This is a genomic window from Rheinheimera sp. EpRS3 (assembly GCF_001513785.1).
Taxonomy (GTDB): Bacteria; Pseudomonadota; Gammaproteobacteria; order Enterobacterales; family Alteromonadaceae; genus Alishewanella.
On the sequence record NZ_LNQS01000001.1, the window covers coordinates 325,577 to 340,387 of the forward strand.

The window sequence follows — 14,811 nt, forward strand, 5'->3', positions numbered from 1 at the left end:
AAATAATTACAAGATGATGTGAAATCAAACAGCAGGAGAGCCAAGATGGCCAATAACTATAATAGCGATGCACAGCACAAGTTTAGCCGTACCCTACTTAAACCCAGCTTAGTTGCACTGGCGATCAGCAGCTGTTTTGCCACTGGCGCCCTGGCGCAGGAAACGGCCACTGAGGCCGATGCTGAAATTAAACTGGAACGCATTGAGGTTACCGCCCGGCGCACTATCGAGAATTTGCAGACAGTGCCGGTTGCGGTAACCTCTTTGGGGGAGGAAGAGCTGGCACAACGCGGTATGGATAACATTACTGCCGTGGCGCAATTTTCACCTAACACCACACTGCAGGTATCGCGCGGCACCAACAGCACCCTTACCGCTTATATCCGTGGTATTGGCCAGCAGGATCCGCTGTGGGGCTTTGAACCCGGCGTAGGTATTTATATTGATGACGTATACATGGCGCGGCCACAAGGCGCAGCGCTGGATGTATACGACGTTGAACGGATAGAAGTACTGCGTGGCCCGCAGGGCACGCTGTATGGCCGCAATACCATTGGCGGTGCAGTAAAGTATGTTACCAAACAACTGACCGGTGATAACGAATTTGCAGTGCGCGGCACCGTAGGCACAAAAAACCAGCGCGATTTAAAAATTTCCGGCCAGACTGGCCTGAGCGACAATGTGTTTATCAGCGGTGCTTTTGCCACCTTTAACCGCGATGGCTTTGGTAAGTTTTTAAATACCGGTGATGACAACTACAACAAAGAGCTGATGACAGGCCGGGTAAGCCTGCAGTGGAATGTTACGGATAGTTTTAGCATGCTGCTAAACGCGGATAAAACGGTAGATGATTCCAACCCGCGCGGAGGTTTTAGGCTGTTCCCCAGTGCACTGGCACCAACAGATGCCGTGCCGGGCAGTGTGTATGATGCCAATATCAGCATGCCGGTAACCAATAAGGTAGAAACGGAAGGCCAGTCAATTACCATGACGCTGGATTTGTCTGATAACTGGACGCTTAAGTCGGTTACTGCGCGGCGCGAAGGGGTAACCGATACCAATATCGATTTTGACTCTACCAGTTTTCCAACGCTGGATATTCCGGCGTTTTATGAAGACACTCAGGTATCGCAAGAGCTGCAGTTGTTGTACAGCGACGATAAACTCAAAGTGGCGTCAGGCCTTTACTACTACGACGGCGAAGCCTGCGGTGCTTTTGGCCAGGTAGTTTACGGTGCCAGCACCACCGAGAACGGCGGTTGTGTGCAAACAGACAGTATCGCCGCTTATGCCCAGGGTACTTATCAGTTGGATGACAAATGGTCTTTAACCTTTGGTGGCCGTTATACCAAAGATGATAAAGACGCCAGCGTGTACCGCTACGTTTATGCCGGTTATAAGTTCCCGCGTGACACTGACGGTGTTTACCTGTCTACCCAGACCGAATTTAGCGGCAGTGAAAGCTTCAGCCATTTCTCGCCACGTGTGGGCGCAGAATATCAGTACAGCCGCGATCTGATGTTATACGGCAGCTATACCAACGGTTTTAAATCTGGTGGTTTTGATATGCGGGCTAACCAGGCTATTAACCCCGATGCCGACGAGCCGTATCAGGAAGAAACCGTTGATACCTATGAACTGGGTATGAAAAGCGAGTGGTTTAATCAGCGTTTACGCTTAAATGCTGCGGTGTTTATGTCGTCTTACGATGATATGCAGGTTACCGTACAGCGCTCGGTTGAAACGGCGCCCGGCGTAGTTACGGTAGCCTCACAGGTACTAAACGCGGCCAGCGCTGATCTAAATGGTGTAGAACTGGAAGCGCAGTTTGCGGTAAGCCGTGATTTTGATGTAAGCATGATAGTTGGTTACGTTGATGCCAGCTTTAATAAAGTGGAATTTTTTGACCCGAACCAGCAGCAGGTGGTGGATGTGTCCGACGTTTGGGCTTTTGCCAATACTCCGGAGCTGACAGCGACACTGGCCGGTAAATACAGTATTGCGACCGAAATGGGCGAATTTGTGCTGACAGCCAATATGGCGCACCGCAGCGAAACCCAAATCTTTGAAGTACCGTCAGTGCTGGACTACGGCGGTTACACCGTGTTTAATGCCGGCGTGAACTGGTATTCAAACGATGGCCACTGGGATGTGTCGCTGCAGGGTAAAAACCTGGGTGACAAACAAGCGCGTATCGCCGGTTATAACTTTGCCGGTGCGGTGCTGGATAACTCAGTACTGGGTTTTTATATTGACCCGCGTACCGTTAGCCTGAGTGTGGGTTACCGTTTCTAATTAACAAAGTGCTTGCCGGGGCGAAGGCCCCGGTACATTATGGGCCAAAAGGCTCTGAACCGGATTTATGATTGCTTTAATTGCTGACGACCACCCGCTGTTTCGCGTAGCGTTATCGCAGGCTTGCGCCAATATTCTTGGCAGTGACGCCCTGCTGCTGCAAGCGCAAAACATGCAACAACTCTGGCCTTTGCTACGGGCGCACCCTGATACCAACTTTATTTTTCTCGACTTAAAAATGCCCGGCTCAGACGGTTTTACCGGTTTAAGCGCACTGCGCACTGAATACCCCGACGTACCGGTTATTATGGTGTCGGCAGAAGAAAACCCGGTAATTATCCGCCAGGCACTAACATTGGGGGCTGCGGCCTATATTCCCAAATCAGCACCGCTGGAGCTGTTATCTGAAGCCATAGCTGCAGTATTAAACGGCGACAGCTGGCTGCCAGCCGAACTGGAGCAGGATGTACGTAATGCCAAACCGCTTATTGATGAAGATTTTGCCCACCGCCTGGAGCAACTTACCCCGCAGCAGTTTCGTGTACTTAAGATGATTGCCGACGGCCTGCTGAATAAGCAAATCGCTTATGAGATGAACGTGCAGGAAACCACCATTAAGCAGCATGTATCAGCCATTTTGCGCAAACTGAACGTTAATAACCGCACCCTGGCCGGTATTATGTTTGAAAAACTGAAACTGCCGGAGAGTGTTTAACGCAATAAACGCTGAAATAGTTTTTTCAGTGCTACCGGTTTAAGTGGCTTAAGTAAAAAGTAATAACCGGCGTTTAACGCTGTTTCGCGAATCTGTTCATTATGATCCGCCGAATGAATAATCACCGGTACATTAACGGCAAAATGTGCCGCCAGTTGTTCTGCTACTTCAACGCCGGTGGCGTTATTGTCCAGATGATAATCAAACAGCAGTAAGTCGGGTTTCAGGCCTTGTTGCAATGCCTGCAGCGCTTCGGCCGGCTGGCCGATTGCACTAACAGCAATATCCCAGCTACGCAGCAGCTCTGCTACTGCTGAGCGTAACTGAGGTTCGTTATCCAGCAGTAATACGGTTTTACCGGCAAAGCTGGCGCTGATCTCATGCTGGTTTTTAGCGGCAATAACGGTAACCGGCGCCCGGGTAACCGGTACTGTCAGGCTAAAACAACTGCCTTTGCCCGGCACCGATTGCAGTGTTAACGGGTGGCCTAAAATAGTGCTGATACGCCGTGCTATCGCCAGGCCCAACCCGAGGCCTTTTTGATCCTGCTGTTCACCTTGCTGAAACTCTTCAAAAATACGTTGCTGATCTTGTATCGCAATGCCGACACCGGTATCGATAACACAAATTTGCACATCGCTGCCGCGCCGCTTCACGCCCAATAGTACTTTGCCGCTTTGGGTATAACGAATGGCATTAGATAACATGTTTTGCACCACCCGTTTTAGTAGTTTACGGTCGGTACTTACCGCCAGTTTTGATGGCAGGTAGTGCAGTAACAGGCCTTTTTCCTGTGCCAGAACGCTGGCGTCTTTGGCGATGTCATCCAGCAGCGCCTGTATACTCACCGGCTGGTGATGTGCGCTGATCACGCCCGAATCAAGTTTAGTCAGCTCCAAAATGGCACCGAGCAACTCTTCGGCAGAATTTAAAGAACTGATCAGATTCTGGCTCAGCTGTTTAAGCTCCGGCTCGGTTTGTTTATCGCGCAGCAGGCTGGCAAACAGAGCTGAGGCATTAAACGGCTGCATTAAGTCGTGGCTGGCGGCGGCAAAAAAGCGGGTTTTCGCCTGCGTAGCGGCTTCAATTTTTTGCTGAGCCTGCTGTAACTGCTGATTAAGTTGTTGCAGGGCCTGGGTGCGTTCTGTTACGCGCTGCTCTAATTGCTGCTGGGTGTCGATAAAAGCACTGACATCGCTGTAAGTAGTAACAAAGCCACCGCCGGGCAGCGGATTACCCTGCATTTCCAGTACGCGGCCATCCTGCTGGCGGCGCTGAAATTTATAGGCGCTGCCTTGCTTTAGGTAGCTAAGCCGTTTGTTAATTTCGGCTTCTATGTCGTGGCTGTCGATCAGGCCGCGCTGCAGGTTAAAGCGAATAACATCGGCTACCGGCCGACCCACTTCAACCAGTGCCGGAGGGTAGCTGAACATATCAATGTAGCGTTGGTTCCAGGCTATCAGGCGCAAATCGGCATCTACTACGCTGATGCCCTGGCTGATATTGTCGATGGTGGATCGTAGCAGCGCCTGATTAAACTGAAATACCTGGCTGGCTTCGTCAACAAAACGGGCGACCGACTCCAGCGGCAGCGCGGCATGGCGGCCGCTGGCTTCCATAATCAGCCGCATAGAGGCGCCACCTACTACGGCGGCTAAACTGCGTTCGGCGGCTTGCAGCAGATTAGCCGGGGCCAGTTGTTGCAGCTCGTGTGGGTCTTTTAAATTACGTTGCAGCAGGCGGCGGGCTTCTTTTTCTCCGGCAAAGCGTTTTACCAACAGGTAGCAATCCTGCACGCTGAGGTTCAGTGGCCTGGCGTTATGCTGGGTAAGCTGGGTACGTAAAAAGCGGCCACTTTCCAGCCATTCGCCCACCCGGGTGGTGCTAAAACGGCTGACTAACAGCACCAATAAACAATTTACTGTCAGGCTTACCAGCACGCCAAGGCTAATCATATCTATGTTTAAGCCAAGTAGTTTTTGCGGCGCCAGCAGGCCGATACCAAAAGGCCCCTGCGTTAACCACTGATTGCCCAGTAAACCAGCCCGGCTAAGTTCAGGCAGTAAAATAATATAAGCCCACACCAGCGCGCCGCCACATAAACCGGCAATAGCGCCCTGACGGTTAATATTGCGGCTGAGCAGGCCAAGAATTAGCGCCGGCGCCAGTTGTGCCACCAGGGCAAAGGCGGTTAAACCCAGCTGAGCCAGGCCGGTTTCGGTGCCAATCCAGCGGTAGTAAACATAACCCAGCGCCATTACCGTCAGCATGGCAATACGGCGCAGTGTTGAAATCTTGATATGGCCTGACGCCGCAGCCTGGCGTGCCGGTGTGCGGTAAAGCAGCGGTGCCAGCAGTTCGTTGGTGATCATAATGCCCAGCACCACCGTGGCCACTACCACCATACTGGTTGCGGCAGAAAAGCCACCCAGATAAGCCAGCAGGGCGATATCAGTACGCTGTGCTGCAAGTGGCAGTTGCAGTACCACCAGATCGATATTGGCATTGCTGCCCAGCAACATTACGCCTGCCAGCGCCAGCGGCAGGGTAAACATACCCATTAACAGCAGATAAAGCGGAAAAATCCAGCGTGCGCTGCGTAAATGCCCCAGATGCTGGTTTTCGACAAAGGTGACGTGAAACTGTCGTGGCAAACATAAGGTAGCGGCAAACCCCAGCAATACATGCAGCCAATAGGTATGGGCCGGCAGGGCTTGTTGCTGCACCTGTTGTACTGCCGGGCTGAGCGCGGCCAACTGGAATATCTGGCCGATACCGTCGTACATGCCCCAAAACACAAAGGCGCCAATGGCTAGCAGCGCCAGCAATTTAACCAGCGATTCAAAGGCGATGGCGGTCATCAGGCCGGGGTTAGGTTGGTGGGCTTTGGCGCTTTTGCTGACAAACAACAAGGCAAATACCGCCATCCATAAGCTGACATACAGCCCGGTATCGCTGTACCAGGCCAGGCCGGGCGCGCTGCCAACCAGCGTATTAATACTGGTGGATACCGCATGCAGCTGCAGCGCAATATAGGGCACGGTGGACATTAACAGAATAAGTGTGGTGATCACCGCCAGGCTGCGCGAATGGCCAAAACGGGTGGCAATAAAGTCGGCAACCGAGGTGATACGGTAACGGCGGCAGGCAATAGCTATGCGGGCAATAAGCTTAAAACCAAACCAGAACAGAATAAAAGAGCCGATATAGGTAGGGGGCATCCACCAGCCGTTTACGGCGGCCTGCGCGGTAACACCATAAAACGCCCAGGACGTACAGTAAATAGATAACGCAAAGCTGAACACCCAGGGGGCCAACGGGTGTTTACTGTTAATGCGCCTACCAAAGCGGCCCACGCTGAATAAAATTAACAGGTAAACCAACGAAAGCGCAGCAATGGTACCAAGCCCAATACTGCTGCCGTTTAGCATCATAAGTTCAGGCGCTGTCATCAGATAACATAATGTACGGATTGTGCCCGAGTTTTCAGCATTGAGCTAGCGTGCTGTCCAGCCGCCATCAAGCACCAGGGTTTGCGCTGTCATATGCCGGGCGGCATCACTACATAAAAAAGCTGCAGTAGCGGCAATTTCATCAACACCAATAAAGGCTTTTTGTGGCATAGGCGCCAGCATAATCTGCTCTATTACCTGCTGTTCGGTCAGATTATGCTCTTTTGCCTGGGCCGCAATTTGCTGCTCTACCAGCGGGGTTTTTACATAAGCCGGGCAGACAGTATTAATAGTAAAGTTGATGTCGGCGTTCTCCAGCGCGACTACTTTACTAAAGCCGAGTAAACCATGCTTGGCAGCAACATAAGCCGATTTAAATGGCGATGCCACGAGCGCATGAATAGAACCAATATTAATAATGCGGCCAAAATTACGCTCACGCATGCCGGGCAGCATGGCGCGGCTTAGCATAGCCGGGCCGGTAAGCATGACATTAAGCAATAGCTGCCATTTTTCCGGCGGAAAATCTTCCAGCCTAGCCACGTGCTGAATGCCGGCATTGTTAATCAGGACATCTGCCGGGTATTGTGCCGCACAGTTGGCTATTGAGGTAGCATCGGTCACATCAAGCACAATGCCCTCTGCAGCAAAACCCTGTTGTTGAAGCTCTGCCACTTTGTTGTCGATACTGCTTTGCTGCAGATCGGCAAGAATAACCTTGTGGCCCTGAGCGGCGAAATGGCTGGCAATGGCAAAACCTATACCGCCGGTACCCCCTGTTACAAGAACCTGCATGCTGTTTACTCCGTAGTGAGATTGCACTTAGCTGATATCTGCCATGCTAGAAGCTGCACAAACGTAGGACAACGCTACTTTAGTGCTATAAGCACGTCGCAGTTTATGTTGCGCTAAAACAGCGCAGTACAACGTCATCTGGATGGCTAATTGGCGGAATAAGGTATTGAGGTTTTGTGATGCCCGCCAGTTGTGCTAAATTTGCCGGCTTATAACAAAACTACATCCGCTTCCAGGGTGGTTTTGGCCGTCATAAATGTTATTTTTCAGCGTTTTAATAGCTTATTACGCTCTGTATGGCATAAAGCGGCATAATCAGAGTGCTAACCCAGGTGGTTGTAGCACCGGATAAAGTCTTACGTTGAGGATACTTTATGTCAGCTTCTGACAATAACACTGCCGATAACGGCAAACGTGGTTGGTTTACCCGTTTTCTTGATACGGTAGAGTGGTTTGGTAACCTGTTGCCGCACCCTGTCACCTTGTTTGCGATGTTCGCGGTAGCCGTGGTGCTGGGCAGCGGTATAGCAGCATACTTTGATGTTAGCGCGATAGACCCGCGGCCGGAAGGTACTGCAGGGCGCGCGGCAGATGGCGTGATCCGCGTGGTTAACCTGGTTAGTGTCGATGGCCTGCAACGCATAGTGTCTAACCTGGTTACTAACTTTACCAGCTTTCCGCCCTTGGGAGTGGTGCTGGTAGCTTTGCTGGGCGTGAGTATTGCCGAGCACTCCGGGCTGATTTCTGCCGCAATGCGTGGCCTGGTAATGGGCGCGTCTAAGCGCATGGTTACTGTGACTATCGTGTTTGCCGGTATTATTTCTAATACGGCATCTGAGCTGGGTTATGTGGTGTTAATACCCATGGCTGCAGTGATCTTTCACTCGCTGGGGCGGCACCCGCTGGCGGGTTTGGCAGCAGCTTTTGCCGGTGTATCTGGTGGTTATAGTGCTAATTTGTTTATAGGCACTGTTGACCCACTGTTGGCGGGTTTTACCCAATCAGCCGCCAATTTAATTGACCCCAACTACACCGTAGGGCCAGAAGCTAACTGGTTTTTTATGATTGCCAGCACTTTCTTTATTGCAGCGTTGGGCGCTTTTGTTACTGAAAAAATAGTCGAGCCGAAACTGGGCAAATACGACGCCAGTGAAGCGGCAGTTGAATTAGGCAAGCCGCAACTGGACAAGCTGACCGCAGAGGAAAAACGTGGCTTAAAAGCTGCCGGGCTGGCTTTTTTTGCGTTAGGTGTTTTGCTCGCATTAAGTGTAGTGCCGCAGTGGGGGCCATTACGCCACCCGGAAACTGGGTTGGTAGCGGGCTCGCCGTTTTTACAAGGCATAGTGGTATTTATCTTTATCAGCTTTGCGATACCGGGTTATATCTACGGCCGTATTGTTGGCACCATGAAAACCGACCGTGATGTAATTAATGCTATGGCAAAAAGCATCAGCTCGATGGGGCTTTATATTGTACTGGTGTTTTTCGCGGCCCAGTTTGTTGCCTTTTTTGGCTGGTCAAATCTGGGGTCGATTCTGGCAGTAAAAGGTGCAACCTTGCTGCAGGATATTGGCTTAACCGGCCCGGGGTTATTCTTCTTTTTTATTGGCATGTGCGCGCTGGTGAATTTATCGCTGGGGTCTGCATCGGCGCAGTGGGCTATTTTCGCGCCTATTTTCGTGCCTATGCTGATGATTGTTGGCTATTCACCTGAGGTAATACAGGCGGCTTACCGGATAGGTGATTCTGTTACCAACCTTATCACGCCGATGATGAGCTACTTTGGTTTAATACTGGCGGTAGCGGCGCGCTACAAAAAAGATTTGGGCATAGGTACGCTGATTGCCACTATGTTGCCATACACCATGGTGTTTTTTGTCGGCTGGACCTTGCTGTTTTATATCTGGGTATTTGTGCTGGGCTTGCCGGTAGGGCCGGGCTCACCAACCTACTATCAGTTTGGTGGTTAACCGCCTTTATTCCGACGAAAAGCCAGCACTTAAATGCTGGCTTTTTTATTCACTAACAGCAGTAGATTCACGTACCAGCAGCTCAGGAATAAATACCGGCTGTTTGTCTGACAGCATCTTACTGGCATTAGGCTTGGCATGGCGGAATAACAACTCTGCCGCTTGCTGCGCTATGGTAACGTTGGGCTGATGTGCTGTGGTTAACGGCGGCCAGGTTTGGCGCGAAAACGGGCTGTTTTCAAAGCCGGCAATCGCCAGCTGCTGTGGAATAGCAATATTCATCAAGCGTGCACTAAATAAGGCACCAGCGGCAATTTCATCATTACAGGCAAAAATAGCACTGGGTTTTTTGCTCAGGTTCATCAGCTGTTTTGCGCCTTTTACACCCGATTCAAATGAGTAACTGCCCGGCACAATAAACTTAGGGTTGGGGGTAATGCCGCGTTTAGTCAGCGCGGCCTGATAACCTGCCAGGCGCTCGCCGCTTGAGCTGTGTTCTTCGTCACCGCATAAAAAAGCGATATCAGTGTGGCCAAGCTCCAACAGGTGATTAGTAATTTTAAAAGCGGCGGTAAAGTCATCTACCAGCACACAGTTACTTAACTTAGGTGACGGGGTAGAGCCAGAGATGATTCTGACAAAATGCACGCCGATTTTTTCCAGCGCTTCGGCAATATGTGGCATTTCAGAGAATGGCGGCGTTAGCACCAGGCCTGCTAAGCGTGATTGCTGCACTAAATCTATTACTTCCTGCACAATATCCGGTGATTTGGCATTGGTGGGGTGAATAAGCAGCTCATAGCCGTGCTTGCGGCACGCATCAAGTAAACCACGTTGCATATCAATTACATAATAGGCATTAGGGTTGTCGTAGATATAGCCAATGCTAAATGAGCGGTTACTGGCCAGATTACGAGCCGCGGCATTAGGCTGATATTGTAGCGCAGTAATAGCTGCCATCACTTTGTCATAGGTGTCTTTTCGCACCGACGGTTCATTGTTCATTACCCGGGATACGGTTTTAATGGATACCCCAGCATGGCTGGCAACATCATTAATGGTTACTTTCATGGTTTATCCCACGGTTTTACTACGTTAAGGCTGCCTATTATATCGCCATTTGCAGTAATGTTTAGTATAGAAATGACAGCGCTGGTCATTTATTAGATCAAATTAAACTAATGGATACCTCTTTTTTTGCGAAACGGCAAATGTTAATTGCTATTGCGTTAAGAACGATACTGCCTTAGCTAATGCTGGATAGGTTTAACATTATGAATTAGTTTTGAAAATTACACATGCCGCGATATTTTTTGTGATGCTGGATTTTTACGAATAGGGAAGAGACTGGTAAATAAGCAAATAGACTAAGTTTGATAATGCGGTTAAATTTTCGTCGTATTTGGTTTGCAAAGGCAAAATTTTTTGTGTATGTTCACTTTCAATGACAGCGTTGTCATTGAGTGTCCGGGATGCAGTAAAACAGTAAAATTAAAACAGGAACGGGAGAAGCATATGCAGCACAATAAAATTAATAAATGTGCCTTAGCAGTGAAGCTCAGCTTGTTGGTAGGAAGTGCCGCATTAACAATGCCAGCATTTGCCGCCGATCAGGTTGAAGCAACAGAACAGGTTGAAGTTATAGAAATCCGCGGTATACGCGCCTCACAAGAGGCTAACTTAAACGCCAAGCGTTATTCAGGTGCAGTGGTTGATGTCGTTACGGCAGAAGACATTGGTAAGTTTCCTGATAAAAACGTCGCCGAGTCGTTGTCACGTATTACCGGGGTGTCCGTTACCCGTGGTTTTGGTGAAGGCGAAAAAATCGCAGTACGTGGTACAGACCCTTCTCAAAACCGTACCTTACTTAATGGTGCATCGGTAGCGTCTGCTGATTGGTTTGTGCTGGATAATCCATCCCGCGCTTTTAACTTCACTTTGTTACCATCAAATGTAGTATCCGATTTAGAAGTGTATAAAACACCGCAGGCAGATATTCAGGAGGGTTCTTTAGGCGGCACGGTGTACCTGAAAACGCGTAAACCACTGGATCTTGATGCTAACACGGTATCCCTACAGGCACAGGCGCAGTATAGCGATGTGTCCGAAGAGTGGGATCCGCAGTTGTCAGGCTTGTATTCATGGAAAAATGACAATGAAACCTTCGGTGTGTTGGTATCACTAACCCGCCAGGAACGCTCTCTGGCACGAAAAGGTAAAGAGGTTCTGGGTTTTTACCGTCAGGAAGTTAATGGCACCGACTACTGGGCTCCGCGTTTGATTGGTGATGCTTATTTCCAACAACAACGCGAAAGAACTACCGCACTGGTTACCGCACAGTGGCAGCCAGCAGACAGTACAGATGTCGTCTTGAATATTCTTGACACTAAGCTTGATGCCAACAATATCAACCATAACCTGTACACCTACTTCAACAATAACTTTGATCAAAGTGCTGCTGTTATTTCAGGCTCAGGGGTTATCTCCGGTGAGACCGGCGCGACCAGCTCGGAATTTGCTGTTATTGACCGGGTCTCTTTCAGCGATTCTAAGGCTTATGATCTGGAAATTAACCATACGCTGGACAACGGCATGGTGATTACCGGTAAGCTTGGTACGACAGAAGCTGAAGGTGGCACATCACGTGACCGCTACCATCAGTTTAACGGTAGCTATACCCGCTCTACCTACGATTCGAATCTGAACATACAAAATTATGTCGATGGCGAATTGGAAACCATGGAAGATATTGCTGCCCGTACGCTTGATTATGCGCAAGAGGGCTCCCGTCTGATGACCGATGAGGAAGTTTATGCCGGTCTGGATCTGAAGTTTGATGTAAACAAAGGTATTTTTACTACGGTGAAAACCGGTGTCTTGTATCAGGATCATGATAAAGGACAACGCCAGGATGGTACCCGTTTCCACTGGCTGGCAGATTCTCAGCACATCGATCCGGTGAACGGACCTTATGGTACTGTGCGCCCTGGTGAAACAAGCTGGTCTTCCAGCTGGGGAACCACGCCATTTTCATCTTTTTCCAGTGGTGAAAACTATGCGTATTACCCGCTAATGAGCAGCGGAAAATCTGCTGAATTGGCTTTCCCGGAAGCCGCCTATGCTGCGCCAACCGCCAGGTTTTTATTTTTACCTAACACCTGGGAAGTCAATGAGAAAATATCTGCCTTTTATGTAAAAGGGGATTTTTCCGGTGAATCTGTTCGTGGTGATATTGGTGTGCGGGTAGTTAAAACAGATGTATCCTCATCAGGCTACAGCTGGGACGGCGATTGGGTTGCTGCATCGATTTCGATGCTGGATGGCTATGACCTGCTGGCTGACGCAGTGGAAGCGGGCCGCAATGGTGATTGGAACATTCAGTACAATACTTTGAAACACAGTTACACCGATGTATTGCCAAATATCAATCTGGTATTTGACTTATCTGAAGACAGCTTATTGCGTTTCTCGGCAGCGCGGGTGATGGCGCGTCCTGATTACATCAACATTGCCAACCAGCAATCAGTCAATATTCCTACCCGTAGTGGCAGCCGCGGCAACCCATATCTGGAGCCTGTGCGCGCAAACCAGTTTGATATTTCGTATGAGTGGTATTTCAACCCAAGCTCTCTGATAGCAGTTACATTGTTCCATAAAGATATTGAAGGTTCAGTGCTGAACTCTGTAAGCACAGAAATCGCCTTTGATGAAATCAACAATGAGAATGTTGAAGTGACAATTACTGAGCCAAAGAATGGTTTAGGTGGTCGCGTGCAGGGGCTGGAATTGTCCTATCAGCAGGCATTTGGTGATTTTGGCGTGATTACTAATTACACCTACACTGATGCAGAAAGTGATCAGGAGCGTGATGCCGTGAATAACCCCGGTTCAGGGTTGATTTCGGGTAATTCAAAACATATGGCCAACGTTACAGGTTACTATGAAAACGACCTTATCAGTGCCCGTTTAAGTTACAACTACCGCACGGAGTTTTTCAACGGGGTCGGTGAGTTCGGTAATGAAGTATACACCGATGACTTCGGCCAATTAGATGCGAGCCTGACATACAACTTCAGCGAAACAGTTTCATTCGTAGTTGAAGCAGTAAATTTGTTGGATGAGGATTTATATCAATACCATATTGATAAAGCCCGTCCAACGTCGCTGTATGAAAATGGTCGTCGCTTTACAGCTGGTGTAAACGTAAGGTTTTAAGCTATATCACTGCTAAAACGCCCCGAGTACCGGGGCGTTTTTTTATCCTGCTTTAACCTGCGGAGTTTCCGCTGTAGTGTTTTGCTGCAATGCACAGCGTTTTGCTACCAGTTTATTACCCAGGCGGCGCAGTTGCTCAAAACCCAGCAAACATATAACTACTGCTAACGCAGATAACAGCATGCCCGTTAAACCCAAACTGGCGCGTTCAGAATGCATAGTCCAGAAAAACTGCAGCACACATAAAAACGCCACGACTAACAATGTTGGTTTACGGCCAATCAGTGCAACGATAAATACCCCCAACGGCGCGCCCAGGGCGACAACGGGGGCGGCGGCCAGCCAGTTTTCAAATACGCCGGGTTGCATGCCGGTGGTCAGGTTTTTTACCACTACACCCAGTACAGAAGTGAATGCCATAATAATGACAGAAGTTGGAATGGCAATTTTCAGATCGGTACGGCACAACAGCACCAAAGCGGTATACAGCACCAAAGCGGTATACAGCACCAAAGCGGTATACAGCACCATGTCGATGCCGACACCCGTAACGGAGGCAACGGCTGCGCCGGATAATAAACCAATCCAGCAGCCAACTTTAAAATCCCATTTTTCGTTAAATTCAGTCATACCGCTGTGGCCGGCAATTTCGTTAACACGATACAGGTGTAAAATGCCAAAGCTGGCCCAGACTACTGCAAACACCAATTTTATCCACAGACCAGGAATATAAGGGGCTATTAACCAAATGCCCAACGGCGTGCCAATTAAGCTACCCAGCATGGCGCCTTTGAGCATGGCCCAGGCAATTGGCTGACGGCGGGCCAGAATAAAAATACTGGCGCTGGTCATGCCGATTGCTTGTACCGCGAAACTGAAATCTCGCCCCAGTGTGGCAGGCAGTTCAAACAACAGTACTAATACCGGAAAACCAACAGTGCCGCCGCCCATAGGCGTGGAGCCCGCAGCATAACTGCCAATAGCCATTGCAACAGCGATTGGCCAGTGTGCTTTTGCTTCAGGCCAGTAGCCAAGGCCGATAACCAAATACAGCCATACGGCATAAAAACCTGCCAGCCAGAGTAACCATATCCACAAATGTTGTTTCAGTTTTTGCTGCATTTATCAAAGCTGTGTCAGTAGAAATTGATGTGGTGTTATATCGGTTTCTCTGCTGTTTTGCCACAGATAACACAGCTTACACACCGCTTTAAGAAAAAATTGTGCGTAATAACAGTGACACTGACTTGGAGTAACAATAAAAAAACTGATGGCAGAGAGTCTATTAGTGCTTCAGCTATAGTTTGCTGCTGCAAAGGCTGTTGATCCTATCGGCGACTTAGCGCATGATAACACCGCACTGCTGGTG

8 protein-coding genes are annotated in these 14,811 nt (G+C 49.4%); 4 read left to right on the plus strand and 4 right to left on the minus strand.

Annotation, left to right across the window (positions count from 1 at the left end):
- Window positions 1-45: 45 nt before the first annotated feature.
- Both AR688_RS01450 and AR688_RS01455 read left to right on the plus strand, forming a co-directional pair.
- The gene (locus tag AR688_RS01450; protein WP_068228124.1) at window positions 46-2,295 is read left to right on the plus strand and encodes a TonB-dependent receptor; all 2,250 of its coding nucleotides are present in this window, start codon (window positions 46-48) and stop codon (window positions 2,293-2,295) included.
- 67 nt (window positions 2,296-2,362) lie between these two features.
- Window positions 2,363-3,010, plus strand: coding sequence for a response regulator transcription factor (locus AR688_RS01455; protein WP_068228126.1), 648 nt, complete (start codon window positions 2,363-2,365; stop codon window positions 3,008-3,010).
- Here the strand turns inward: AR688_RS01455 and AR688_RS01460 are convergent.
- Complete coding sequence (locus tag AR688_RS01460) at window positions 3,007-6,462, minus strand: PAS domain-containing hybrid sensor histidine kinase/response regulator (protein ID WP_068228128.1); 3,456 nt, start codon at window positions 6,460-6,462, stop codon at window positions 3,007-3,009. The two genes, AR688_RS01455 and AR688_RS01460, sit on opposite strands and share 4 nt — an antisense overlap.
- A 45-nt stretch (window positions 6,463-6,507) precedes the next feature.
- Window positions 6,508-7,257: a 3-hydroxybutyrate dehydrogenase gene (locus tag AR688_RS01465; RefSeq protein ID WP_068228130.1), complete on the minus strand. Its 750-nt coding sequence runs from the start codon at window positions 7,255-7,257 to the stop codon at window positions 6,508-6,510.
- Window positions 7,258-7,631: 374 nt separating this feature from the next.
- Between AR688_RS01465 and AR688_RS01470 the strand changes: the two genes are divergently transcribed.
- Window positions 7,632-9,227: an AbgT family transporter gene (locus tag AR688_RS01470; protein ID WP_068228132.1), complete on the plus strand. Its 1,596-nt coding sequence runs from the start codon at window positions 7,632-7,634 to the stop codon at window positions 9,225-9,227.
- Between the two features lie 45 nt (window positions 9,228-9,272).
- On the opposite strand, the gene AR688_RS01475 is transcribed toward AR688_RS01470, so the two are convergent.
- Window positions 9,273-10,298: a LacI family DNA-binding transcriptional regulator gene (locus tag AR688_RS01475; protein ID WP_068228134.1), complete on the minus strand. Its 1,026-nt coding sequence runs from the start codon at window positions 10,296-10,298 to the stop codon at window positions 9,273-9,275.
- Window positions 10,299-10,742: 444 nt separating this feature from the next.
- Here AR688_RS01475 and AR688_RS01480 point away from each other — a divergent pair, with 444 nt between their 5' ends.
- Window positions 10,743-13,442: a TonB-dependent receptor gene (locus AR688_RS01480; protein ID WP_068228135.1), complete on the plus strand. Its 2,700-nt coding sequence runs from the start codon at window positions 10,743-10,745 to the stop codon at window positions 13,440-13,442.
- Window positions 13,443-13,484: 42 nt separating this feature from the next.
- On the opposite strand, the gene AR688_RS01485 is transcribed toward AR688_RS01480, so the two are convergent.
- Window positions 13,485-14,564, minus strand: a complete 1,080-nt coding sequence (locus AR688_RS01485; protein ID WP_068228139.1) for a sulfite exporter TauE/SafE family protein — start codon at window positions 14,562-14,564, stop codon at window positions 13,485-13,487.
- Between the last annotated feature and the right edge of the window lie 247 nt (window positions 14,565-14,811).

Bases quoted from the DNA above. Each gene is read 5' to 3' on its own strand.
- AR688_RS01450 (WP_068228124.1), top strand. From the start codon at position 46: ATGGCCAATAACTATAATAGCGATGCACAGCACAAGTTTAGCCGTACC.
- AR688_RS01455 (WP_068228126.1), top strand. From the start codon at position 2,363: ATGATTGCTTTAATTGCTGACGACCACCCGCTGTTTCGCGTAGCGTTA.
- AR688_RS01460 (WP_068228128.1), bottom strand. From the start codon at position 6,462: ATGACAGCGCCTGAACTTATGATGCTAAACGGCAGCAGTATTGGGCTT.
- AR688_RS01465 (WP_068228130.1), bottom strand. From the start codon at position 7,257: ATGCAGGTTCTTGTAACAGGGGGTACCGGCGGTATAGGTTTTGCCATT.
- AR688_RS01470 (WP_068228132.1), top strand. From the start codon at position 7,632: ATGTCAGCTTCTGACAATAACACTGCCGATAACGGCAAACGTGGTTGG.
- AR688_RS01475 (WP_068228134.1), bottom strand. From the start codon at position 10,298: ATGAAAGTAACCATTAATGATGTTGCCAGCCATGCTGGGGTATCCATT.
- AR688_RS01480 (WP_068228135.1), top strand. From the start codon at position 10,743: ATGCAGCACAATAAAATTAATAAATGTGCCTTAGCAGTGAAGCTCAGC.
- AR688_RS01485 (WP_068228139.1), bottom strand. From the start codon at position 14,564: ATGCAGCAAAAACTGAAACAACATTTGTGGATATGGTTACTCTGGCTG.